This is a genomic window from Desulfomicrobium baculatum DSM 4028, assembly GCF_000023225.1.
GTDB lineage: Bacteria > Desulfobacterota > Desulfovibrionia > Desulfovibrionales > Desulfomicrobiaceae > Desulfomicrobium > Desulfomicrobium baculatum.
The window spans coordinates 3,104,431-3,126,682 of the sequence record NC_013173.1; the positions used below are offsets into that span (position 1 = coordinate 3,104,431).

The window sequence follows — 22,252 nt, forward strand, 5'->3', positions numbered from 1 at the left end:
GGCCGGCCCCTTTGCGGGAGCCGGCCTCTTCAATTTCATGCACGAGGAAATCAGATGCCGCAGGCATCCTTCAGATACTTCACGCGCAGGTTGCGCGTGACCAGCACCGGGCACGACGCCCCTTCAAGCACGCGCGTGACCACGCTGCCCATGATCACATTCTCGAGTACCGAAAGTCCGCGCGATCCGATGACAATGAGGTCACAGTCCAGTTCGTCCTGCACATTCAGGATCTCGTAGTCCGGACGACCGCTGCGCGAAATCAGTTCCACTTCCATGCTGCAAGGTTCCAGCATCGTTTTATACTCTTCCAGAATCGCCATGGACTTGGCCTCGGCGCCGGCGCGCAACTTCTCGGCCATCTCGCCGCCGATGGTCATGGTGATGGGCTCCCAGACATTGAGCAGATAAATCTTGGGATTTCTGGAATTGACCAGCTGCGTGCCGTACTTGGCCGCATTTCTGGAAGAATCCGAACCATCCACCGGTATCAAAACACGTTCAACCTTTATCATGGCAGTATCTCCACGGCGGCAGGGCCGCCTCTTTGCTTGCGATTAACGGAAGAAAAGAAAGGTCATGAGCACGAAACAGGGAACCAGAATGCCCACGGACCAGGCCATGTAGCCGAAGAAGCTGGGCATCTTGATCCCGCTCGACTCCGCGATGGACCGGACCATGAAGTTGGGGGCGTTGCCGATATAGGTGTTGGCGCCCATGAACACCGCACCCGCCGAGATGGCCATGAGGGTATGCACGTGTTCCATCAGGAAGTGCGCGTCGCCACCGGCGGTGTTGAAGAAGACCAGATAGGTCGGAGCATTGTCCAGGAAGCTCGACAGAGCGCCGGTCAGCCAGAAGTACATGGCGTTGTTGGCCACGCCGTCGACGGAGACCAGGGCAATGAGGCTCGACAAGGCGCCGTCCATGCCCGCGCGCAGGATGGAGATGGCCGGGATCATGGTCAGGAAGATGCCGGCGAATAGCTTGGCCACCTCGACAATGGGCTCCCAGTTGAACTCGTTGCGGCGGCGGATCTCGGCGGCCGTGGTCTTGAGACTCACACCGGCCAGGATCAGAAGCAGCACGTCGCGAGCGATGTTCTGCAGTTCCATGTGCACGTGATAAACAACCACGCCGCCCTCGGGCTTCCACATGCCGCTCATGAGCACGCCGCCGACCACGCCGGCCAGCAGGAGCAGGTTGAAGGTGCCTTCCAGGCGCAGTTTGCCGTCCTGGCCCGCGTCAGGAGACTCGGGGCGGCCCTCCTTGTTGAAAAGCATTGTGTCGATGACGAAATACAGGCTCAGCAGAATGACCGACATGACCGCGAAGGGAACAAAAAGATGCTGCGTGGTCCAGAAAAAGGACACGCCCTTCAAGAAGCCCAGAAACAGCGGCGGATCGCCCAAGGGGGTCAGACTGCCACCGATGTTGGCCACCAGAAAGATGAAGAACACGATGGTGTGCACCTTGTATTTGCGATGCGAGATGGCCCGCATGAGCGGACGGATGAGCAGCATGGCCGCGCCGGTGGTGCCCATCCAGCTGGCCAGCAAGGTGCCGATCAGCAGAATGACCGTGTTGACCACGGGCTTCCCCACCAGGGAGCCGCGCAGACACACTCCGCCGGCGATGGTGAACAGCGAAAAAAGCAGGATCAGAAACGAAACGTACTCCAGGGCAATGGTGTGCACCACGGAATACAGCGCCAGTTCGTAACCATGGAACAGGGCGAAGGGCACGAGGAAAGCCACGCTCCAGAAAGCCGCCACCTTGCCGTAATGATGATGCCAGAAATGCGGTACGGCCAAAGGCATGACGGCGATGGAAAGAAGCATGCACGCAAAGGGAACCACCCAAAGCACGCTCAGATGTTTGCCGATCTCCTCGGCCTCATGGTGCAAATCCCCTGCGGAAGCCCAAACATCCGGCAAGACGCCAAGAACCCCCAGGCCTATGGCCGCCAGGCAAAAAAACCAGACAGAACTTTTTCGCATCCGATGTTCTCCTTATAGGCTGCCACCCGTAGTGACAGTCAGCTCACGTGCACGTTGGAGCGTCTTGCGGACGCCCGGCCTTCCTCCCGATCACCTCGTGACCCCCAAAAAAAACAGGCCACTCATTGGGCATCCATGAACGCAACACGGCTTCATGCCCGCCAAACGGCCCAAAGTACGAACCCGGACTTTCCATCGAAACAGTCCGGGCGACATGTGCGCCGACGCGATGATCCCCCACCTCTTGTGCCGGATTTCACACACGGGTGGGTGCATATGCCATATCCTTTTCCAGAGCAATACCCCCTGAAAAAGGGCCGTGTGCCTTGCTTACCGGGCGCGATAGGCGAACGGGCCCGGATCGGAACGCGTCGTGCTGATTTTTCTTGTAATTTCGTACTGAAACGATTCGAAAACCTGTTCCCCAAAAAAAGCGGCCGCCTCCCTTCCGGAGACGGCCGCATTATTCAGAGGCGAACCTCTGGTTGCCGGATTACAACCCGCAGGCGTCCTGCAGGTACTTCACACGCAGGTTGCGCGTGACCAGCACGGGGCAGGTCGCGCCTTCAAGCACGCGCGTGACCACGCTGCCCATGATCACGTTCTCAAGCACCGACAGGCCGCGCGAGCCGATGACGATGAGATCGCAATCAAGCTCGTCCTGCACGTTCAGAATCACATAATCCGGGCGGCCGCTCCGCGCGATCAGTTCCACTTCCAGGCCGCAGGGCTCAAGCAGGCTCTTGTATTCCTCCAGCATCTCCATGGCCTTGGCATGGGCCCGCTCGCGCAGTTTCTCCGCCTTTTCGCCGCCGATGGTCATGTTGATGGGCTCCCAGACGTTGAGCAGATAAAGCTTGGCGCTGCGGGGGCTGACCAGATGCGCGGCATACTTGGCCGCGTTCCTGGAAGAGTCCGAACCGTCGACAGGTATGAGTACACGTTCGATTTTGATCATAAAAGTATCTCCACAGGCGGCGATGCCGCCTTCTCGCTTTCGATTAATGGAAAAAGAGGTAGTTCATCAATACGAAGCTGGGCACCAGGATGCCTGCGGACCAGGCCATGTAGCCGAAGAAGCTGGGCATCTTGATGCCGCCCGTTTCAGCGATGGACCGGACCATGAAGTTGGGAGCGTTGCCGATGTAGGTACATGCTCCGAAGAAGACCGCGCCTGCGGAAATGGCAAGCAGCGTGCCCACCTCCGTCATCAGGCGCTGCGCGTCGCCGCCGGCCGTGTTGAAGAACACGACATAGGTCGGGGCGTTGTCCAGGAAGGCGGACAGGGCTCCGGTCAGCCAGAAGTACATGGTGTGATTGTCGAGCCCCTCGGCAGTCTTGACCATGGAAATGATGCCGTTCAAGGCGCCGTCCATGCCTGCGCGCAGGATGGAGATGGCCGGAATCATGGAGATGAAGATGCCGGAGAAGAGCTTGGCGACCTCGCGGATGGGCTCCCAGTCGAACTCGTTGCGACGGCGGATTTCCGGAGCCGTGATCTTGAGGCTGACAAAAGCCAGGGCCACAAGCAGCACGTCGCGCAGGATGTTCTGCAACTCCACGTGGACTTCGTAGACGGTGATCTCGACACCGGGCTTCCACATGCCGCTCATGAGCACGCCGCCGACCACGCCGGCCAGCAGGAGCAGGTTGGCGGTGCCTTCCAGGCGCAGCTTGCCGTCCTGGCCCGCGTCAGGAGACTCGGGACGGCCTTCCTTATTGAAGAGCACCGTGTCGATGGCAAAATACAGCGCGAGCAGAATGGTCGAAATGACCGCAAACGGCACGAACATGTGCACCGTGGTCCAGAAGAAGGACACGCCCTTCAAAAAGCCCAGAAACAGCGGTGGATCACCCAGAGGCGTGAGGCTGCCGCCGATGTTGGCCACCAGGAAAATGAAAAAGACGATGGTATGGACCTTGTACTTGCGGTGCGCGATGGCGCGCATGAGCGGCCGGATCAGCAGCATGGCCGCGCCGGTGGTGCCCATCCAGCTGGCCAGCAGGGTGCCGATCAGCAGGATGACCACGTTGACCTGCGGCTTGCCCACCAGAGAGCCGCGCAGGCACACGCCGCCGGCGATGGTGAACAGGGAAAAGAGCAGGATGATGAAGGAGATGTACTCCAGAAACAGGACATGCAGCACATTGTAGACGGCCAGATCGAAACCGTACACCAGGGCGTACGGCACGATAAAGGCCGCGCCCCAGAAGGCCGCGACCTTGCCGTAATTGTGATGCCAGAAATGAGGAATCGCCAGCGGCATGATGGCAATGGACAAAAGCAGACCCGCAAAGGGCACGACCCAGAGCACGCCCATCTGCTTGCCTATTTCATCCGCAGCATGGTGCAGCCCCCCGGCGGCCCAGACTTCAAGCGACATGCCAAGCACTCCCAGGCCCATGACTGCCAGGCAAAAAAACCACACAGAACTTTTCCGCATCCGATGTTCTCCTTCTTGTGTTGCCGCCAACGCGGCAGCCGGTCGTTTGTGATCAAGGCCAAGGGGCATCAACGAAAATGCTCCGCCACGACCTTGACCAAGGATTTGGTCAAAAAGGCCAGGTCCTGGTCATCCGTGATGTATGGCGGCATCACGTACACCAAACGGCCAAAGGGACGAACCCAGACGCCCTGTTCGACAAAAGCGTTCTGAATTTCGGCCATGCGCACCGGTTCCTCCAGCTCCACCACTCCGATGGCGCCAAGGATGCGCACGTCTGAAATGTAGGACAAATTTCGGCACGGGGCAAGGCCGATTGTCAGGGAACGCCCGATTCGCGCCACTTGCGCGGCCCAGTCGGTTTCGACAAGCAGGCGCAGGGACGCGCGTGCCACAGCGCAGGCCAAAGGGTTGCCCATGAAGGTCGGTCCGTGCATGAACACCCCGGGATCTCCCGTGCAGACGCCCTCTGCCACGCGATCCGTGGCCAGGGTCGCGGCCAGGGTCATGTAGCCTCCGGTCAGGGCCTTGCCCAGGCACATGATGTCCGGACTGATGCCGGCGTGCTCGCAGGCGAAAAGCGTGCCCGTGCGGCCGAAGCCGGTGGCGATCTCGTCGGCGATGAGCAGCACGTCAAAGGCATCGCAGAGTTCTCGCACGCGTTTTACGTACATGGGATGATAAAAGTACATGCCCCCCGCGCCCTGCACCACGGGCTCAAGGATCACGGCCGCGATTTCATGGTGATGGCGTTCAAGCGCCTCGCGCATGGGGGTGATGTCGTTGTCGTCCCACTCGTCACCGAAGCGGCAGCCGGGCCGTGGCACGAAATGATGCCTGGACAGGACGCCTGAAAAGCTCTCGTGCATTCCGTTCACAGGGTCGCACACGCTCATGGCTGCAAACGTGTCGCCGTGGTAGCCGCCCCGGATGGTCAAAAGACGATTCTTTGTGCTCTGCCCCCGGCAAATCCAATACTGGAAGGCCATCTTGATGGCGACCTCCACGGCCACGGAACCGGAATCGGCCAGAAAAACCTTGGTCAGGGGCGCGGGCGTGAGGTCCACCAGCGCCCGGCACAACTCCACTGCCGGCTCATGGGTCAGGCCGCCGAACATGACGTGGGCCATGCGGGAGAGCTGATCGGTTACGGCGGCGTTCAGGATCGGATGATTGTAGCCGTGGATGGCCGCCCACCAGGAGGCCATGCCGTCGACGAGTTCCCGGCCACCTTTGAGCTTCAGGCGCACGCCGTGTGCGGAAACCACCTCGCGCACGGGCAGGGGGTTGGTCGTCGATGTGTAGGGGTGCCAGATGTGCTGGCGGTCAAAATCCAGGATGTCGCGTGTCATGGGTTCGCCGGTGAGGTTGCTGTTCGGAAGAATTGCGCTTCGCCGAGGCTTGGGCTAGCAGCACGTGGACATGAGGACAAACATGACTGCTATTGACCCGGAATTCAATCTTCAATCGTACGATTTCGACCTGCCCGAGGCCCAGATCGCCCAGGACCCGACCGCAAAGCGCGGCGCCTCGCGGCTGCTGGTGCTGGACCGGAAAAGCGGGACGGTGCGCGACGCCATGTTCGCAGACATCCCAGAGCTTCTCCCCACTGGCGCGCTGCTGGTCGTCAACAACACCAAGGTCCTGCCCGCCCGGCTCATCGGACGCAAGGAGTCCGGCGGCAAGGTCGAGTTCCTGCTGCTCACGCCCCTGACGCTGATCGAGGCGAAGACCGCAGCGGACGGCACGAAAACAGCCACGGCCGAAGGCTTGCTCAAGGCATCGAAAGGCCCCAGGCAAGGCGATCTGCTCCTTTTCCCGGGCATTGAACTGCGCGTGCTCGAAAAGGGCGAGTTCGGAAGGGCGCGGGTTACGCTGCGCTGGACCGGCGACCTGGCCGAACATTTCCTGAGCCAGGGGCACATCCCCCTGCCCCCCTACATCCACCGCGAGGACAAGAGCGAGGACCGCACCCGCTACCAGACCGTCTATTCGCGGGAAGACAAGCTCGGTTCCGTGGCCGCGCCCACGGCCGGGCTGCACTTCACCCCGGAGATCATGGCTTCCCTGGCGCAGCAAGGCATCCAGCTCGCCGAGGTCACCCTCTATGTCGGCTACGGCACCTTCAGTCCGGTTCGCTGCGATGATATCCGCGAACATGTCATGCACGCCGAATATGCCGAAGTACCCGAAGAGACTGCCCGCGCCATCGCCAAGGCCAAAAGCGAGGGACGGCCTGTAATCGCCGTGGGCACGACCACCTCCCGGACACTGGAGAGCATGGCCTCGGCCCTGGGAGAGATCGGCCCGTTCAAGGGCTGGACCGACATATTCATCCACCCCGGGTACGAGTTCAAGGTCGTGGACCAGCTCATCACCAACTTCCACTTGCCCCGCTCTTCCCTAATCATTATGGTCTGCACACTCGCGGGCAGGCAACAGATTATCGATGCCTACAACCATGCGATTAAGCAGGGTTTTCGCTTTTTTTCCTACGGCGACGCCATGCTCATCCGTTGATCCGCCTGACAAGAAATTCTTTATTATCAACACTATCCCCCCCGTGGAGGTATTCCATGCCAAGCAGAGTCGAGTTCCGGGAAGACCGCTGCAAGGGCTGCCTGCTCTGCACCGAAGTCTGCCCGACCGGCATCATCCAGCAATCGAGTCGATTCAATCAGAAGGGATACAAGGTGACCGAAATCACCCCCGACATGATGAGCGAGTGCAAGGGCTGCGCCTTTTGCGCCATGATGTGTCCGGATTATGCCATCAACGTCTACACGACGAAGTCGGCCAAAGGAGGAGGAAAATGAGCACTCCCAAACGCATCTTCGTCAAGGGCAATGAAGCCATCTCCCGCGGCGCCCTGGCCGCGGGCATGAAATGTTTTTTCGGCTACCCCATCACGCCCCAGAACGACATCCCCGAGTTCCTGTCCCAGGCCCTGCCCGACGCGGGCGGCCAGTTCGTGCAGGCCGAGAGCGAAGTGGCCGCGGCCAACATGCTGCTCGGCGCGGCGGGTTGCGGCATCCGCGCCATGACCTCCTCGTCGAGTCCGGGCATGTCGCTGAAGCAGGAAGCCATCTCGTACATGGCCGGCAGCGAGCTCCCCGGCGTGCTGGTCAACGTCAGTCGCGGAGGCCCGGGCCTTGGCGATATCGGCCCTTCCCAGGGCGACTATTTCCAGTCCGTCAAGGGCGGCGGCCACGGCGACTACAAACTGCTGGTGCTGGCGCCGGGCACGGTGCAGGAAGCCTACGATCTGACCATCAAGGCCTTTGACCTGGCCTTCAAGTACCGCAACCCGGTTTTGGTCCTGGCCGACGCCATCATCGGCCAGATGAAGGAACCCGTGGTGCCGTGGGTCCCCGAAAATCTGGACCCGGACGAGGGACAGGACTGGGGGCTGCAGGGCGCCACGAATCGCGGTCCGCGCCTTTTGAAATCCCTCTTCCTCGATGACGGCGCGCTGGCGGGACAGAACCTGAAACTGCAGGCCAAATACCAGGCCATGCAGGCCGAAGTGGATCAGGAACTCTTCCTGACCGAGGACGCCGAGCTCATCGTGGTGGCCTTCGGCTCCATCGGCCGCATCGTCAAGAGCACGATCCGCAAGCTGCGCGCCCAGGGCCATAAAGTCGGCCTAGTACGGCCCATCACGCTCTTCCCCTTCCCCTCGGAAGTGCTCCTGAACCTGGCCAAAGAGGGCAAGCGTTTCCTGACCATCGAGCACAACATGGGCCAGATGGTGGAAGATGTGCGCCTTTCTATCCGGACCGTGGCGGACTCGGCGTTCCATGGCCAGCTGCCCGGCAACCTGCCCACGCCGGATGATTTCGAAGAACCCATTCTGAAGGCGCTGGAGGGATAAGCATGACCCAGGAAATTCGCGTCACAAGCTACCCGGAAGTTTTGACCGACCGGGCCTCGCATTACTGTCCGGGCTGCCACCACGGCACAGCCCACCGCCTGGTGGCCGAGGCCATCACGGATCTGGGCCTGGTCGACAAGACCATCCTCGTCGGATCCATCGGCTGCTCGGTCTTCATTTACAATTACCTGACCCTGGACGCCATCGAGTCTCCTCACGGCCGCGCTCCGGCGGTGGCCACGGGCGTGAAGCGCGCGCGTCCCGACAAGATCGTCTTCACCTATCAGGGCGACGGCGACCTGGCCTCCATCGGCATGGCCGAGATCATGCATTGCGCCAACCGGGGCGAGAACATCACCACGATCTTCGTCAACAACACCGTCTACGGCATGACCGGCGGACAGATGGCTCCCACCACCCTGGTCGGCCAGAAAACCACCACCTGTCCCGGCGGACGTTGCCGCGAAAACGAGGGCATGCCCATCCGCATGACCGAGATCATCGCCTCTCTTGGCGGCGTGGCTTTTGCCGAGCGGGTCGCGGTCAACAACATCAAGAACATCAAGAAAGCCAGAAAGGCCGTGACCAAGGCTTTTGAGTACCAGACAAAAGAGGTCGGCTTCTCCTTTGTGGAGATTCTGGCCACCTGCCCGACCAACTGGCGCATGACCCCGCTGCAGGCCAACAAGCGCATTGAGACGGAAATGATCCCCTACTTCCCTCTGGGCAACTTCAAAGACGTGCTGGCAAAGGAGGAGAAATGAGCATTTACCAGGATGCAATCATCGCCGGATTCGGCGGCCAGGGCGTCATGCTCATCGGCAATCTCCTGGCCTACGCGGGCATGAACGCAGGGCTCAACGTGACCTACATCCCCGTCTACGGGCCTGAAATGCGCGGCGGCACGGCCAACTGCACCGTGGTGGTCTCGGATGACGTCATCGGCTCGCCCATCATCCGCTCGCCCGTGAGCCTCATCATCATGAACGGCCCGTCCCTGGACAAGTTCCAGCCGCAACTGCAGGACGGCGGAATCCTGATCCTGAACTCCTCGCTCATTGATCCGGCCCAGACCGACAAGGACCGGGTCAAGGTCTACGCCGTGCCGGTCAACGAGATCGCCGACGGCCTCGGCAACACGCGCATGGCCAACATGGTCGCCATCGGCGCGTACGTGCAGGCCACGGGCGTCATGCCGGTCAAGCAGGTGCAGGACAGCCTTGATTCGGTCATCTCCGCGCACTACAGCCACATGATCCCCAAGAACGCGGCGGCCATCCAGGCCGGCGCCGATTACGTCATCGCCAACGGCCAATACGCCTGACGATCCCCGGGGCCCGCGAGGGCCCCGTTTTTTCCGCACCCATCCTTCACCTGAACCGTCCGAGGTGCGACCATGCTTCTCCTAGGCATCATCGGCCACCCGCTCTCGCACACCTTGAGCCCCATCCTGCACAACTGGGGGTTCCGGGAAATGGGCATCAAGGCCTCCTACCACGTCTGGGACACCCCGCCCGAAAAGCTCCTCTCCTTCATGGCCGCCCTGCGCACTCTGCCCATCCACGGGACCAGCGTGACCATCCCGCACAAGGAGACGGTCATGCCCCTGGTCGACAAGCTGACGCAAAGCGCCCGCGACATCGGTGCCGTAAACACCCTCTACTGGCACGACAAGGTGCTGTGGGGCGACAACACGGATGTGACCGGGTTCATGGCCCCGCTCCTGGAGCGCGGGACGCAGCCGGGCACGGTGCTGGTCCTGGGCGCAGGCGGGGCCGCCCGCGCGGCGGTCTGCGGCCTGCACAGCGCAGGATGGAAGGTGCTTCTTTCCGCGCGCACGGGAGGCCGGGCCGACCGCCTGGCCCAATCATTCCAGGCCGAGCATGTGCCCTGGGCCGACCGGCACGAAGTGCGGCCGCACCTGCTGGTCAACACCACCCCGCTTGGCATGTCCGGGCCCTTCCAGGCCCTCTCGCCCTGGAAATCGTCCCTGGCGGGCATATCCCTGGTCTACGACCTGGTCTACAACCCCAAGGAAACCCAGCTGCTGGCCCAGGCCCGGCGTGAAGGCGTGGAGATCATTCCCGGCTTGCCCATGTTCGTGCATCAGGGGCTGGCCCAATTCGAACGCTGGACCGGACAGCGCTTCCCCCTGGCCCGCGCCATCTCCCTGCTTGAAGAAACACTGGCCGGCCGGAGCAAGGCATGATCCGCTGTCCCTGGCTGGATATCTCCAAGCCGGACTATGTCCGCTACCACGACGAGGAATGGGGAGTCCCGGTCCACGACGACCGCGTTCTTTTCGAGTTCCTGCTTCTCGAATCGGCACAGGCAGGACTGTCCTGGTACACGGTGCTGCGCAAACGGGCGGGGTATCGGGCCGCCTTTGCCGGGTTCGATCATGTGGCGGTGGCGCGGTTCACTCCGCTTGACGTGGACCGCTTGCTGCTTGATCCCGGCATCATCCGCCACCGCCGCAAAATCGAAGCCGCCATCGTCAACGCCCGGGCATTCCTTGCCGTGCAGGCCAGCCATGGCTCTTTTGATGCCTATCTGTGGAATTTTGTCGACGGTCGTCCGATCATGCATGATATCAAAAGCCTGAGCGAATATCCCATCACCATCCCCCAGTCCGAGGCCCTGGCCAAAGATCTCAAGCAACGCGGATTCGCATTCCTCGGGGCCACCACCTGCTATGCATTGATGCAGGCCGTTGGCATGGTCAACGACCACAGCCTGGACTGTTTCCGAAGACATGAAATCCCATAGCGCCGACACGTTTCCGCACTGCAAATTTCCACGCTGCGGGGAGTATTGAACAAGTAATCCTGGCACTTCAATGCACAACGTGCTAAATTTCAAATTATGTCTTTTTCTCAATACGGCCCAGGAGAATCTGCATGAACTTCACCGATCTGCGTAAATTCGTCGCTCCTGAAACCATTTTCGGAGTCGGCGCGGTGGACCTGGCCGGACAGTACGCAGGCAAATTCGGCATCAGCAAACCCCTTGTCGTCACCGACCCCGGCGTGCTCGCCGCCGGTTGGGCCACACGGGTCATGGAGAGCCTGGCCGCTTTTGACATCGAGGGCGTAATTTTTTCAGAGATCACCCCCAACCCAAAGGCAGCGGAAGTCATGGCCGGCGTCGCGGCCTACGAAGCGGGCGAATGCGACGGCCTCGTCGCCGTGGGCGGGGGCAGCCCCATGGACTGCGCCAAGGGCATCGGCATCGTCGTCTCCAACGGCGGGCATATCCTGGACTACGAAGGCGTGGACAAGATCATCATTCCCATGCCGCCGCTCATCTGCATTCCCACCACGGCGGGCACTTCGGCCGACGTGTCCCAGTTTGCCATCATCAACGACACGGATCGCAAGACCAAGATCGCCATCATCAGCAAGACCATCATCCCCGATGTGGCCCTGATCGACCCGCAAACCCTGATGACCAAAAGCCCGTACCTCATCGCCTGCACGGGCATGGACGCCCTGGCCCACGCCATCGAGGCCTTTGTCTCCAGCGCCCATTCGCCCATGACCGATTTGCACGCTCTGGAAGCCATCCGTCTGGTTCACGGCAATCTGTTGGAGTCGTTCCTGCACCCCGAGGACATGGAACTCAAGGCCAAAACCATGCTGGGCAGCATGCAGGCCGGGCTGGCCTTTTCCAACGCAAGCCTTGGCGCAGTGCATGCGCTGGCCCACAGCCTGGGCGGGTACAAGGACCTGCCCCACGGCGAATGCAACGCCCTCTTGCTGCCGCATGTGGTGGACTATAATTTTTCGGCCGCGCCCGACAGATTCCGGACCATCGCCGAAACCATGGGGCTTGATTCACGCGGCATGAGCACCTCGGAAATACGCGCATGGCTCATCGAATCCATGACAAGCCTGCGCAGTTCCCTGGGCATAAAGGATCGACTGGCCTCCAAGGGCATTCGCGCCAGCGACATCCCCGTCCTTTCGGACAAGGCCGTCCTTGACCCCTGCCTGGTCACCAACCCCAAATCCGCGAACAGGCGCGACATTCAAGTCATCTATGAAGAAGCAACCTGAGGAGAGCGCGCCAAGCGCCACATCGCTGCGCGACAAGATCGTGGGGCTGAGCGAATCTTCAGGAAGAAAAAGCTACTACCCCATGCTGCAGCAAAAGATCCGGGAGCTGCAAAGCGAGATCGCCGAGCGGCACCGGGCCGAAGACGCCCTGCGCAAAACCCTCCAACGCATCGAACGGCAGCAGGCCGTCATCGCCGAAATTTCCACGCATCCGAGCGTCTTTCATGGCCGCCTGCAAGAAGCCGCGCCCATGATAACGACCAGAATGACCCACGCCATGGACGTGACCCGGGCCAGCTTGTGGATAATGCGCGCGGGCAGCCTCTGCTGCATGGACAAGTTCGACGCGCAGGGAGCGGTTCACACCTCCGGAACCTGCCTGGAGTGCGACAGATTCGACGCCTACTTCAAGGCGATCAGCAAAGGTCCGGTCATCGTGACCGACGCCCGCCAGGACCCGCGCACCCGCGATTTTGTCCCGAACTACCTCGAACCAAGCGGAATCGCGTCCATGCTCGACGTACCGGTGCTCATCGACGCGGAACTGACCGCCGTCATCTGCTTCGAGCATGTCGGGGAACAGCGCGTCTGGCAGCCCGATGAAATCACCTTCGCCAGCCGCATCGCCGATCAGGTGGCCCTGATCCTGGCCAGCAAACGCCGACGCATCACGGAGGAGCAGTTGCAGAGCGCCCACGCCGAACTGACGCGCAACCTGCGCTTCACGGAAGTGTTGCTTGACGCCATCCCCATCCCGATCTTCTACAAGGACTCGGAACTGCGCTATCTGGGCTGCAACCAGACGTTCACCGACATCATGGGCATTACTTCCGAAGAAATCCGAGGCAGGACAGCCCACGAGTTGTGGCCGGACCTGGCCAAACCCTATGACGAAAATGACCGCAGCCTGCGCCAGGACACCCGCAAAAGCACCTACGAATCGAAAATACGAAACAAAAATGGCGAATTACGCGAAGTCATCTTTGCCAAGCAGATTTTTTTTGACGAATTCAAGCACGCAGAAGGCATCATCGGCTCCTTCGTGGATATCACGGAGCGCAACCGCGCCGCCAAGGAAACGTCGCGCTTGCGCACCCTGCTCGCCAACATAATCAACTCCATGCCGTCCATGCTGATCGGGGTCGATGCCGACGGGCGCATCGCGCAATGGAACCAGCAGGCAGCCCTGGTGACCGGCGTGAACGAGGCGCAGGCGCAAGGCAGGCCCCTTGCGCAGGTCGTGCCCTGGCTTGGCTCCGAGATGAAGAAGATCCGCCAGTCCATCGCCAGCAAAAAACCCTTTTTCGAGGGCAAGCTGAGCAGAGTGGAAAATGGCGAAACCATGTTCGAAGACGTGACCATCTATCCCTTGATCACCAACGGAGTGGAAGGGGCGGTCATCCGCATTGACGACGTGACCGACAAGGTCCGCATCGAAGAAATCCTGATCCAGTCCGAAAAAATGCTCTCCGTCGGCGGTCTGGCCGCGGGCATGGCCCACGAAATCAACAATCCTTTGGCCTCCATCATGGGCAATACCCAGGTCCTGGAAACCAGGCTCCTCTTGCCGCTGCCGCAGAACGAGCAGGCGGCTCGGGAAGCAGGCATCACCCTTGAAGCCCTGCATGCGTATCTGGAGAGGCGGGGGATTCCGAAGATGCTGAGCTCCGTTCGCAGCTCGGGAGCGCAAGCCGCGCAGATTGTCAGCAACATGCTGAGTTTCAGCCGCAAGAGCGAGCCGGTTCTGACTCCGGAAAGCATCACGGAACTGCTCGAAAAAACGCTGGACCTTGCCAGTACGGACTATGACCTGAAAAAAAACTACGACTTCAAGAAAATCCAGATCGTGCGCGAATATGAAGACAATCTCCCCAAGATCCACGGATCGGCAAGCAAGCTGCAACAGGTTTTCCTGAATCTGCTGCGCAATGGCGCCGAGGCCATGGGCGAAAAAATCTACCCTGAAGGCCGAGGTCCGCAATTCACACTGCGCGTGAGAGGGAATGCGCCGTGGGTGCGCGTCGAACTCGAAGACAACGGACCGGGGCTTGAAGAGTCTGTGCGCAAACGCGTGTTCGAGCCGTTTTTCACCACGAAGTCCGTGGGCAAGGGCACGGGGCTCGGGCTGTCCGTCTCCTATTTCATCGTCACCGAGGAACACGCAGGCATGATGGCCGTGCAGACGGCCAGGGGAGAATGGACCAGATTCGTCATCGACCTGCCGGTCGCGGCGTCATCAGAATGAAAATGGCAGGCCCGGGGGCCTGCCATTTGTGTGTGAAGGGATCAGCGGTAGACCTTGAGCTGGTCTCCCGGGCGGATATGGCCGTTCTTGGCCAGATTGTTCCAGGACAGCAACTCGGAGGGGGTCACTCCAAAGCGCTTGGCAATGCCCCACAGGCTATCCCCCGGGCGAACCTTGTAGTTGACCAGCTCCCTGCGCACGGCATCGGCATGGGCCTTGGCGACCTTAACATCGGCGCTGCCCGCATCGGGCACATAGAGCTTCTGGCCGATCTTCAGCACCGAGGAACTCTTAAGGCCATTGGCTTTAAGCAATGAAGACGGGTCGGTCTTGAACTGCTTGGCAATGGACCAGAGCGTGTCGCCCTGACGGACCAGATAATTGGCTCTCTTGGAGGCCCATTTCCTGGCATCCGCCACTGAGCCCGACTCGGACGCCAAACCCCGACCGGGTATGCGCAGCGATTGCCCAACCCTTAAGGTCTTGGTTCTGCTGCCGTTGTTGGCTTTCTGCAAGTCCGCCACCGAAACTTTATACTCTTTGGAAATCCCCCACCAGGTGTCTCCGGGCTTGACCCTGTGGGATGCGTACTGGGTCTGTCTTTGAACTACGGGACGCTTCAGGAAATCTTCGGCCTTGGCCACCAGCTGACCGGGGACGGCGACCTTGACGGAGCGCGCGGGAGGAGCTTCCTGCTTGCGAAAAGAAGGGTTCAGCTCCCGGAAGGACTTCCAGTCCATGCCCAGGCTCTGGGCCAAAGCCAGCAGGTCCGTTCCAGGCTTGGCTTTCAGCTGGACGGGTGCGATGGGGCGCTTCTCCAGATCAAGAGGTTCAAAACCGAGCTTCTCCAGGTTCCGGGCCACCTTGACCAGGGCCAGGAACTTGGGGACGTACAGTTTGGTTTCCTTTTTCAAATCCTCGGAAGCCTCGCAAAGACTGAAAAAATCCTCCGTGCCCGTCTTTTTCAAGGCGCGTCCAATGGTGCCCTCGCCTGCATTGTAGGCGGCCAGAGCCAAGGACCAATCACCAAAATCCGCATACAATTTTTTCAGATAGGCAATGGCGGCCTCGGTGGACTTGTGGGGATCGCGACGCTCGTCCACCCATTTGTCCACGGTCAATCCGTAATTGAGAGCGGTCCGGGGCATGAATTGCCACACACCGCAGGCACCGGAACGGGATTGGGCAAAGGGGTTGAAACCGCTCTCGGCGAAGGGCAGATAGATCAGGTCCTCGGGCAGCCCCTCGGCCAGAAATCGCTCCCGGATATGCGGCAGATAGCGCTGGGCCCGCTTGAGCCAGCCCTCCATGGTGCCACGGTGGCCATGGGTGTAGTACTGAAAATAGCGCTGGACATCCGCGTTTTCCTCGGTATCCAGACCGACATGGAAGGATATCTGCGTATCGAGGATTTTTTGTTCCTCGGGAGACAAGGACTCCGCATCGGGGAGGTCATCTCCATCCTGCAGGACATCAAGCGGGTCGACATCCTCGTCCGGGCCGTAGGCCTCCGGGGCGTCGTACCCGGACGCGACCGACGCATCCTGCGTCAGTTCAGTTCCGGCGTTCCGACTCGCCGCGCTAGGGGCTCCAAGGTCCGACGGGCCCTGAGCCTTCTTGGCGGGCATACACCCAGCCAAGACCAGCATGATAAGGAGCAGAACTCCACGTATATCAAATGTCAAAACAATCTCCTGGTCACACGTTGGCCACTGGCCCGAAAAAAATCGGGCGAGCGAGATCGAGCATTTTGACCTGCTACAGAAAAAAAAATCAAATTGCAAACCCGAACCAGGGACTCATCATGGATCAACAACACAACGAAAAGTCCGACAACTCCCATCTCACCCCCGGCCGCAAGCCGGTTCTCGAACTTCTCGCCTCCAGGCCGCACGCACTGGACACGGTTTTTCTCTCCGAAGACGCGACCGGCCTCGGCGAAGTGATCGGCAAATGCCGTGAACTGGGGGTGCGCTTTCGCAAGGTGCGGCGCCCGGATCTGGACCGCATGTTTCCCGGAAATCATCAGGGCGTGGTGGCTCGCCTGCGCGGCCGGCAGCTGATCGAACTGGACCGGCTCATCACGCAGGTCTGTCAGAGCCCCTTCCCCCTCATCCTGGCCCTGGACCAGGTACAGGACCCGGGAAACGTAGGAACCCTGGCCCGCACCCTGCTGGCCCTCGGCGGGGCAGGCCTGCTCTTTCCCAAGGACCGCACGGCCTTCATCGGCCCTGCGGCCGCCAAGGCCGCAGCCGGGGCCCTGGACAGCCTGCCCCTGTGTCAGGTGGTCAACCTGGCCCGGGCGCTCGATACATGCGCCGAGGCCGGTCTTGCGATCTACGGTTCAGGCACCGGGCCTGACAGTCGGAACCTTTTTCAGGCCCGCCTGAATTTCCCTGCGGTGCTGGTGCTCGGCAATGAGGACAAGGGAATGCGCCCCAATGTGGGCAAACGCTGCACGGAAATGCTGTCCATCCCCATGCAGGGTGGTTTTGATTCACTGAACGTGGCTCAGGCCGGAGCCATGATCATGACGGAGATGTTGCGGCAAAGACTTTAGCGGGACGGGCTATTTGATGTATTGCGGAAAATTCAGGAAAATCTCCTGCGTGTACGTGATCATCTTGTCCATGATCCAGGGAAAGGAGATGAGCAGCGCCAAAAAAACGGCGATGATCTTGGGCACAAACGTCAGGGTCATTTCCTGGATCTGCGTCGCGGCCTGCAAGATGCTGACAAAAACGCCCACGCCCAGGCCCACGCCGAGCATGGGCAAGGCGATGATCAGGGTCAGCTCGATGGACTGCCGTGCGAAACCGATCACGAATTCAGGGGTCATGTTCCACTCCTGGTCGAAGACTAGACAAAACTGTTGACAAGAGAGCCTATTATCAGATTCCAGCCATCCACCATGACAAAGAGAAGAATCTTGAACGGCAGGGACACCATGACTGGCGGCAGCATCATCATACCCATGGAAAGAAGGATACTCGCTACGACCATGTCCAAAATAAGAAATGGGATGTAAATCAAGAATCCGATCTGAAATCCTGTCTTGAGCTCGCTGATCAAATAGGCAGGCACAAGAATCATGGTCGGCACTTCATCCTTGTTCTGCGGTCGCTCAAGTCCGGTGATCGAAAAAAACACGGAAAGGTCCTTTTCCCTGGTATGCTTGAAAAGGAACGTCCTGAGCGGCGTCTCGGCCCGCTCCAGAGCTTCCCCATAGCCGATTTCTTCGTTCAGATACGGCTGCAGAGCCGTGTCGTTGATGGTGCGGCCCGTCGGCATCATGATGACCACAGTCATAAAAATGGCCAGCGAGGCCAGCACCTGGTTGGGCGGCATCTGCTGGGTCCCCATGGCCTGACGCAGAAAGTGAAAGACGATGATTATCCGGGTGAAGGAGGTGACCGTCAGCACAAAGGCCGGAGCCATGGACAGCATTGTGAGCAGCGCCATGATCTCAAGGGCCACGGCCACTTTTTGCGGTTCCGCCGGCCCACTGGAAAGCTGCATGGAAAGAGAAGGAAGATTGGGCCCGTCGGCGGCCATGAGCAAAAACGGGAAAAAACAGAAAAACAGGCTAGGAAGGAGGATTCTCCCTAGCTTCCTGGTCCAAAGTCGTCTGAAAATCGGGGGTCGGTTCATTGTCTGCCTGGTGCTCCGCTATCAAGTTGATTCCGCTGTCGGTAACGCCCAACACCAGAAGCTTATTCAAGAAGCGGACCACCACCAGCTGTTTGCGCGGGCCCAAGGCGACTCGCTCCTCGACCCGCAGGGCGCCTGAAGTTCTGCCTTGCAGCCGGGCCGCCAGCCCGTAGCGTTTCATGAGCGCAAGCGCCAGGAAGATGAGCCCCAAAATAAGCAGCAAAGCCGCCGCCATTTTGACCGAAGCAAGACCAAGCCCCGCACCGGCACCTGTCAAAGTCGCGTTATCCAAGCTGCTTCACCCTCTCGATGGGGCTGATGATATCGGTCAGCCGCACCCCGAACTTTTCATTGATGACCACGGCCTCTCCTCGCGCCACGAGCTTGCCGTTGACCAGTATCTCCAGGGGCTCACCGGCCAGCTTGTTCAGTTCTATGACCGACCCCTGCCCGAGCTGCAGCAGCTCATTGATGAGCAGCTTGGTGCTTCCGAGCTGGGCCGAGACCTCAAGCGGGATGTCGAGGATGAAATCAAGATCCTTGCGCAGAGCTTCGGGCCTGGGCGCCTTGGCTTCCGCCGTCAAATCTTTGTACTCGAAATCCTTGCTCTGGGCGGCGAGCTGCTTCTGCTTTTTTTCATGCTGAATCTTGGTCTCTTCCTCATCAGCCAACGCCTTGGCCCATTCATCGGCCAGGGCCTGATCGGAGCCGCCGGAATCCTGTTCCTGCAGCGCCGAGCTCCAGGCATCGGCCAAATCCTTCTCGCCCCCGCCGCCTTCGGCCTCTGCCTCACCTTGCTGCTCTAGGGCCGCGGCCCATTCCGCCGCCAACTTGTCCTGATCTTCGACCATACCGTTCCCCTAGTAATTGAGTTCCTGTTCTTTAATGATCTTGAACGCCTTGTTTCCCTTGACAAAACCCGGAAGTCCAAAAAATTTGAGAATCCCGTGAATGCGGCCCGAAAGCATGTCGTCCTCGTCCTGATCCAGCATGAGTATGTCGCCGACCTTCATGTCGAGGAGCTGGCGTCCGGTGATCTGCGTCGTGCCGAACGTGACGTTCATGTCAACGGGCGTCTCCATGAGCCGATCCCGAAAACGGGAAATCCAGGCATGGTCAATTTCCAGTCGCTCGGTCTGGAAGGCGGCATAAAGCTTCGACCTGATGGGTTCTATGGTTGCGTATGGCAGCGCCAGAACCATGGACCCCAGGGCGTTTTCCAGTTCCACCTCGAAAGAGATGACCACCACCACGTCGCTGGGAGGGACAATGGTGGCAAACTGGGGATTGATCTCGGAGCGCAGCAGCTCGATGCTGACCTCGTGCACCGGACGCCAGGCGTCTTCCAGATTGGCCAGGATGATCTTGACCACCTTGACGATGATGGACTGTTCGATGGGCGTGAAATCACGGCCCTCGATTTTAGGCTGGCTGCCCGCACCGCCAAAAAAATTCTCCACCAGGGAAAACACCAGCCGGGTATCGACCACCAGCAGGGCATTGCCGCGCAGGGGATCGATCTTGAAAATATTGATGCTCGTCGGCACGGGCAGGGAACGCATGAAATCACCGAACTTGGACATATCGATGGAGATCGGATTCACGTCCACCCGTTTACGCATGGTATTGGCCAATGCACTGGTGCAAAGTCGTGAAAAGCGATCATTTATGATCTCAAGCACCGGCATGCGGCCGCGAATGATCCGGTCCTGGTTGGCCAGATCAAAAGCCACGAAGCCTTTCGTATCAGCGGCCACCTCTTCTTCGGTCTCGATCTCCCCGCCCGAAATTCCCCGGAGCAGGGCATCGACCTCATCCTGATTCAGGATCTTACTCATATGCTGCCCACCAGTCGCTTATTGGACCACGAATTCCGTAAAATAGACATTGCGCACCTTGTTCTTGCCGATAATCTGGTTCAGACGGCTGACGATGTCGTTTTTCAGCTCGATCTTCTTGTCCATGCTGCTGATATCGGCGAAAGATTTGCTGGAAAGCAGGAGCAGCAGCGTATCCTTGACCTTGGGCATGGCCGCGGTCAATTCCGCCGCTGCGGCAGCGCTCGCCACTTCCACGTCCAGCGTGGTTTTCAGATATCTGCGTCCCATGGGGTCGGAGAGATTGACCACGAAAGAATCCAGAGTCACCAATTGTCCCCCGGGCTCGACCTCGGCCTTCTGCTCACCGGCGCCCTCGGCAGTGGCGTTTGCGGCCGCATCGCCTGCCGTCTTCGGCTGCAGAAAGAACTTCCACGCCGCAAAACCGCCCCCACCCAGAACGCCAAGCACAACGAGCGCTATGATAATGAGCTTGAGCTTGCCGCCCTTTTTCTTTTCCGCCTTTTCCGGTGCAGGCGCTTTTTTTTCGGCCATATATTCCTCCTTTTTGATCCTTGCGAAAAACGGGCCTAAAGATACGTTCTGCCCGTGGTTTTCAATAAAATCTCCACTCTTCTGTTCTTGGCCCGACCCTCAGGCGTGGCATTGTCGCCCAAGGGAAATGCCTCGCCGTAAGCGGAGACGGAAAAACGCCTGGGATCAAAACCCTGCTGCAAAAAGAAGGTCAGCACTGACATGGCCCGCTCCGAGGACAGCATATAGTTGTCCTTTTGACCCGCAGGGATATTGTCCGTGTACCCCGCCACATTGACCGGCATGGTCACGGAGGCCAGAAACTGGGCGAACTCCGACAGGAGCTTGCGGCTATCCTCCGTCAGAGCGCTTTCGCCGACGCCAAAGAGCATCCCGTCGGAGAGGACAAGGGCTATGCCCTCGGGACGCACCAGGATCTGCAGGTTCTCGTTGAGGGTGCTCCTGGCCATACCCTCGGGCAAGACCTCATCCGGAAAAAGCAAATCCTTGATGCGTTGCGGATCGTGCAGCGCCTCCGCCGGATTCTCGATGATCCTGTTCATGAACTCGAACTTGGTCGTCAGCCTGCCCGCCCCTTTTTTCGGAGCCAGCCCCATGTCGCCCACGAAATGGGAAACCACATCGCGCAGGATGGACTTGTCCATGGACGACATGGACAAAAGCAGCACAAAAAAACTCAGCAGCAGGGTCATGAGGTCCGCGAAGGTGACCATCCAGGACGCACCCGGCGACTCCAACTCGGCGCGTTTTTTCCTGCGGGCCATCAGGGTTCTCCCGGCAGGTCGAAACGGAACAGAAAATCCTTCACCCGGTAGCTGTCCCCGGGCTTTTGGGTAGATTCTTCGCGAACGGCCTGGGCCGCCATTTCGTGGCTCCAGCTGCCGACACGCCGGTCGAGGGTGATTTCAACCCGCCGGTTGGTCTGCCTCTCACCGGGGGCCTCGGTGGTCAAGCGCGGCCGGAATCGTCCAAATGCCTCCAAGCGTAATTTTTCAGGCTCGACGCCGGTCTCAATGAAATATTTGTACACGGCCATGACCCGCGCCAGAGACAGCTCCCAGGAAAAATCGACCTTTATCCACGGCTTGGCCAAATAATCCGGGCCAAACTCGTCCATGCCCTCAGAGGTGTGCCCCGACAACCCTAAAGGATGCGAGCTTTCCATGACCACGGGACGCAAGCGGTCCAGAAGCGACCGCCCGCCCGCCGTGAGGTCTGCGGAACCGGGGGCGAAAAGGGCATCGGCCCCAATGGACAGCCGCTGCATGAAGCGGTTGGATTCAAAGCGCAGGTCCTTGTCCGGGTCTTCCCAGAGATGGTCCCTGACCGGGGAGAGGTCCTTGAAAACGTTGATGGGCCCGGGATCGACCTGAGTCCTGGTGTCCACCGTGGTCAGGTCGTTCATGCTGGGCGCGCCGGTGCCGAAGGTGCCGGAAACGGAGCCGATGGCGACTTTGCGCTTGTAGATGTCCGTAAGCGAGGCCATGGACACGAGCACAATGAAAAAGGTCATCATCAGGGTGACCAGGTCCGAAAAGGTGATCATCCAGGACGGAAGCCCTGGTTTCGATTGCTCGATTCGTGCCCTTTTTCTGATCACGCGTATCC

Annotated in this window: 24 protein-coding genes; 10 read left to right on the top strand and 14 right to left on the bottom strand. The window is 59.8% G+C overall.

All coding sequences use genetic code 11. The features are described from left to right. Positions 1–50: 50 nt before the first annotated feature. The 5 genes from DBAC_RS13565 to bioA all read right to left on the bottom strand — a co-directional run bounded on the left by DBAC_RS13565 (position 51) and on the right by bioA (position 5,796). On the bottom strand, positions 51–515 hold the full coding sequence (locus DBAC_RS13565; RefSeq protein ID WP_015774879.1) for a universal stress protein: 465 nt from the start codon (positions 513–515) through the stop codon (positions 51–53). A gap of 42 nt (positions 516–557) precedes the next feature. Continuing rightward, positions 558–2,000: a sodium:proton antiporter gene (locus tag DBAC_RS13570; protein ID WP_015774880.1), complete on the bottom strand. Its 1,443-nt coding sequence runs from the start codon at positions 1,998–2,000 to the stop codon at positions 558–560. A gap of 493 nt (positions 2,001–2,493) precedes the next feature. Next, positions 2,494–2,958, bottom strand: a complete 465-nt coding sequence (locus DBAC_RS13575; protein ID WP_015774881.1) for a universal stress protein — start codon at positions 2,956–2,958, stop codon at positions 2,494–2,496. A 43-nt stretch (positions 2,959–3,001) separates the two neighbouring features. Then, the gene (locus tag DBAC_RS13580; protein WP_015774882.1) at positions 3,002–4,444 is read right to left on the bottom strand and encodes a sodium:proton antiporter; all 1,443 of its coding nucleotides are present in this window, start codon (positions 4,442–4,444) and stop codon (positions 3,002–3,004) included. A 68-nt stretch (positions 4,445–4,512) separates the two neighbouring features. Further along, positions 4,513–5,796 carry an adenosylmethionine--8-amino-7-oxononanoate transaminase gene (bioA, locus tag DBAC_RS13585; RefSeq protein WP_015774883.1) on the bottom strand — a complete coding sequence of 428 codons (1,284 nt, stop codon included), beginning with the start codon at positions 5,794–5,796 and terminating at the stop codon, positions 4,513–4,515. Positions 5,797–5,878: 82 nt separating this feature from the next. Between bioA and queA the strand changes: the two genes are divergently transcribed. From queA to DBAC_RS18085, 9 genes are all read left to right on the top strand, one after another. Continuing rightward, on the top strand, positions 5,879–6,964 hold the full coding sequence (queA, locus tag DBAC_RS13590) for a tRNA preQ1(34) S-adenosylmethionine ribosyltransferase-isomerase QueA (protein ID WP_015774884.1): 1,086 nt from the start codon (positions 5,879–5,881) through the stop codon (positions 6,962–6,964). Between the two features lie 56 nt (positions 6,965–7,020). Next, positions 7,021–7,260, top strand: coding sequence for a 4Fe-4S dicluster domain-containing protein (locus tag DBAC_RS13595; protein WP_015774885.1), 240 nt, complete (start codon positions 7,021–7,023; stop codon positions 7,258–7,260). Then, complete coding sequence (locus DBAC_RS13600; RefSeq protein ID WP_015774886.1) at positions 7,257–8,318, top strand: 3-methyl-2-oxobutanoate dehydrogenase subunit VorB; 1,062 nt, start codon at positions 7,257–7,259, stop codon at positions 8,316–8,318. The genes DBAC_RS13595 and DBAC_RS13600 overlap by 4 nt, the downstream gene beginning before the upstream one ends. A gap of 2 nt (positions 8,319–8,320) precedes the next feature. Next, a complete protein-coding gene (locus tag DBAC_RS13605; protein WP_015774887.1) occupies positions 8,321–9,082 on the top strand; it encodes a thiamine pyrophosphate-dependent enzyme in 762 nt (253 codons plus the stop codon). Then, positions 9,079–9,642 (top strand): 2-oxoacid:ferredoxin oxidoreductase subunit gamma family protein, encoded by a 564-nt coding sequence (locus DBAC_RS13610; RefSeq protein WP_015774888.1) that lies wholly within the window; start codon positions 9,079–9,081, stop codon positions 9,640–9,642. Before DBAC_RS13605 ends, DBAC_RS13610 begins: the two co-directional genes overlap by 4 nt. Before the next feature lie 72 nt (positions 9,643–9,714). Beyond that, positions 9,715–10,527 (top strand): shikimate dehydrogenase, encoded by an 813-nt coding sequence (aroE, locus tag DBAC_RS13615; RefSeq protein ID WP_015774889.1) that lies wholly within the window; start codon positions 9,715–9,717, stop codon positions 10,525–10,527. Continuing rightward, positions 10,524–11,087 carry a DNA-3-methyladenine glycosylase I gene (locus DBAC_RS13620; protein WP_015774890.1) on the top strand — a complete coding sequence of 188 codons (564 nt, stop codon included), beginning with the start codon at positions 10,524–10,526 and terminating at the stop codon, positions 11,085–11,087. The genes aroE and DBAC_RS13620 overlap by 4 nt, the downstream gene beginning before the upstream one ends. Positions 11,088–11,218: 131 nt before the next feature. Continuing rightward, positions 11,219–12,376 carry an alcohol dehydrogenase-like regulatory protein ErcA gene (ercA, locus tag DBAC_RS13625; protein ID WP_015774891.1) on the top strand — a complete coding sequence of 386 codons (1,158 nt, stop codon included), beginning with the start codon at positions 11,219–11,221 and terminating at the stop codon, positions 12,374–12,376. After that, entirely contained in the window at positions 12,360–14,621 is a 2,262-nt protein-coding gene (locus DBAC_RS18085) for a PAS domain S-box protein (RefSeq protein ID WP_015774892.1), read from the top strand. The genes ercA and DBAC_RS18085 overlap by 17 nt, the downstream gene beginning before the upstream one ends. A gap of 41 nt (positions 14,622–14,662) precedes the next feature. Here DBAC_RS18085 and DBAC_RS13635 read toward each other — a convergent pair whose 3' ends face one another. Then, positions 14,663–16,306, bottom strand: coding sequence for a LysM peptidoglycan-binding domain-containing protein (locus DBAC_RS13635; RefSeq protein WP_015774893.1), 1,644 nt, complete (start codon positions 16,304–16,306; stop codon positions 14,663–14,665). Between the two features lie 119 nt (positions 16,307–16,425). Between DBAC_RS13635 and DBAC_RS13640 the strand changes: the two genes are divergently transcribed. Next, a complete protein-coding gene (locus tag DBAC_RS13640) occupies positions 16,426–17,181 on the top strand; it encodes a TrmH family RNA methyltransferase (RefSeq protein WP_015774894.1) in 756 nt (251 codons plus the stop codon). 9 nt (positions 17,182–17,190) lie between these two features. On the opposite strand, the gene fliQ is transcribed toward DBAC_RS13640, so the two are convergent. Genes fliQ through DBAC_RS13680 form a run of 8 tightly spaced genes read right to left on the bottom strand, consistent with a single transcriptional unit; the run spans position 17,191 to position 22,244 of the window. After that, positions 17,191–17,460 (bottom strand): flagellar biosynthesis protein FliQ, encoded by a 270-nt coding sequence (fliQ, locus tag DBAC_RS13645; RefSeq protein WP_015774895.1) that lies wholly within the window; start codon positions 17,458–17,460, stop codon positions 17,191–17,193. A gap of 20 nt (positions 17,461–17,480) precedes the next feature. Beyond that, a complete protein-coding gene (gene fliP / locus DBAC_RS13650; protein ID WP_015774896.1) occupies positions 17,481–18,176 on the bottom strand; it encodes a flagellar type III secretion system pore protein FliP in 696 nt (231 codons plus the stop codon). Between the two features lie 31 nt (positions 18,177–18,207). Continuing rightward, a complete protein-coding gene (gene fliO, locus DBAC_RS13655) occupies positions 18,208–18,564 on the bottom strand; it encodes a flagellar biosynthetic protein FliO (protein WP_015774897.1) in 357 nt (118 codons plus the stop codon). Then, positions 18,557–19,123: a flagellar motor switch protein FliN gene (gene fliN / locus DBAC_RS13660; protein WP_015774898.1), complete on the bottom strand. Its 567-nt coding sequence runs from the start codon at positions 19,121–19,123 to the stop codon at positions 18,557–18,559. Before fliN ends, fliO begins: the two co-directional genes overlap by 8 nt. 9 nt (positions 19,124–19,132) lie before the next feature. After that, complete coding sequence (gene fliM, locus DBAC_RS13665) at positions 19,133–20,110, bottom strand: flagellar motor switch protein FliM (protein ID WP_015774899.1); 978 nt, start codon at positions 20,108–20,110, stop codon at positions 19,133–19,135. Between the two features lie 18 nt (positions 20,111–20,128). Further along, positions 20,129–20,644: a flagellar basal body-associated FliL family protein gene (locus DBAC_RS13670; RefSeq protein ID WP_015774900.1), complete on the bottom strand. Its 516-nt coding sequence runs from the start codon at positions 20,642–20,644 to the stop codon at positions 20,129–20,131. 35 nt (positions 20,645–20,679) lie between these two features. Continuing rightward, a complete protein-coding gene (locus DBAC_RS13675; protein ID WP_015774901.1) occupies positions 20,680–21,408 on the bottom strand; it encodes an OmpA/MotB family protein in 729 nt (242 codons plus the stop codon). After that, the gene (locus tag DBAC_RS13680; protein ID WP_143890949.1) at positions 21,408–22,244 is read right to left on the bottom strand and encodes an OmpA/MotB family protein; all 837 of its coding nucleotides are present in this window, start codon (positions 22,242–22,244) and stop codon (positions 21,408–21,410) included. The genes DBAC_RS13675 and DBAC_RS13680 overlap by 1 nt, the downstream gene beginning before the upstream one ends. Between the last annotated feature and the right edge of the window lie 8 nt (positions 22,245–22,252).

Bases quoted from the DNA above. Each gene is read 5' to 3' on its own strand.
- DBAC_RS13580 (WP_015774882.1), bottom strand. From the start codon at position 4,444: ATGCGGAAAAGTTCTGTGTGGTTTTTTTGCCTGGCAGTCATGGGCCTG.
- fliQ (WP_015774895.1), bottom strand. From the start codon at position 17,460: ATGACCCCTGAATTCGTGATCGGTTTCGCACGGCAGTCCATCGAGCTG.
- DBAC_RS13600 (WP_015774886.1), top strand. From the start codon at position 7,257: ATGAGCACTCCCAAACGCATCTTCGTCAAGGGCAATGAAGCCATCTCC.
- DBAC_RS13610 (WP_015774888.1), top strand. From the start codon at position 9,079: ATGAGCATTTACCAGGATGCAATCATCGCCGGATTCGGCGGCCAGGGC.
- bioA (WP_015774883.1), bottom strand. From the start codon at position 5,796: ATGACACGCGACATCCTGGATTTTGACCGCCAGCACATCTGGCACCCC.
- DBAC_RS13670 (WP_015774900.1), bottom strand. From the start codon at position 20,644: ATGGCCGAAAAAAAAGCGCCTGCACCGGAAAAGGCGGAAAAGAAAAAG.
- DBAC_RS13620 (WP_015774890.1), top strand. From the start codon at position 10,524: ATGATCCGCTGTCCCTGGCTGGATATCTCCAAGCCGGACTATGTCCGC.
- DBAC_RS18085 (WP_015774892.1), top strand. From the start codon at position 12,360: ATGAAGAAGCAACCTGAGGAGAGCGCGCCAAGCGCCACATCGCTGCGC.
- ercA (WP_015774891.1), top strand. From the start codon at position 11,219: ATGAACTTCACCGATCTGCGTAAATTCGTCGCTCCTGAAACCATTTTC.
- aroE (WP_015774889.1), top strand. From the start codon at position 9,715: ATGCTTCTCCTAGGCATCATCGGCCACCCGCTCTCGCACACCTTGAGC.
- fliM (WP_015774899.1), bottom strand. From the start codon at position 20,110: ATGAGTAAGATCCTGAATCAGGATGAGGTCGATGCCCTGCTCCGGGGA.
- queA (WP_015774884.1), top strand. From the start codon at position 5,879: ATGACTGCTATTGACCCGGAATTCAATCTTCAATCGTACGATTTCGAC.
- DBAC_RS13570 (WP_015774880.1), bottom strand. From the start codon at position 2,000: ATGCGAAAAAGTTCTGTCTGGTTTTTTTGCCTGGCGGCCATAGGCCTG.
- DBAC_RS13640 (WP_015774894.1), top strand. From the start codon at position 16,426: ATGGATCAACAACACAACGAAAAGTCCGACAACTCCCATCTCACCCCC.
- DBAC_RS13575 (WP_015774881.1), bottom strand. From the start codon at position 2,958: ATGATCAAAATCGAACGTGTACTCATACCTGTCGACGGTTCGGACTCT.
- DBAC_RS13595 (WP_015774885.1), top strand. From the start codon at position 7,021: ATGCCAAGCAGAGTCGAGTTCCGGGAAGACCGCTGCAAGGGCTGCCTG.
- fliP (WP_015774896.1), bottom strand. From the start codon at position 18,176: ATGGCCGCCGACGGGCCCAATCTTCCTTCTCTTTCCATGCAGCTTTCC.
- DBAC_RS13675 (WP_015774901.1), bottom strand. From the start codon at position 21,408: ATGGCCCGCAGGAAAAAACGCGCCGAGTTGGAGTCGCCGGGTGCGTCC.
- DBAC_RS13565 (WP_015774879.1), bottom strand. From the start codon at position 515: ATGATAAAGGTTGAACGTGTTTTGATACCGGTGGATGGTTCGGATTCT.
- fliN (WP_015774898.1), bottom strand. From the start codon at position 19,123: ATGGTCGAAGATCAGGACAAGTTGGCGGCGGAATGGGCCGCGGCCCTA.
- DBAC_RS13605 (WP_015774887.1), top strand. From the start codon at position 8,321: ATGACCCAGGAAATTCGCGTCACAAGCTACCCGGAAGTTTTGACCGAC.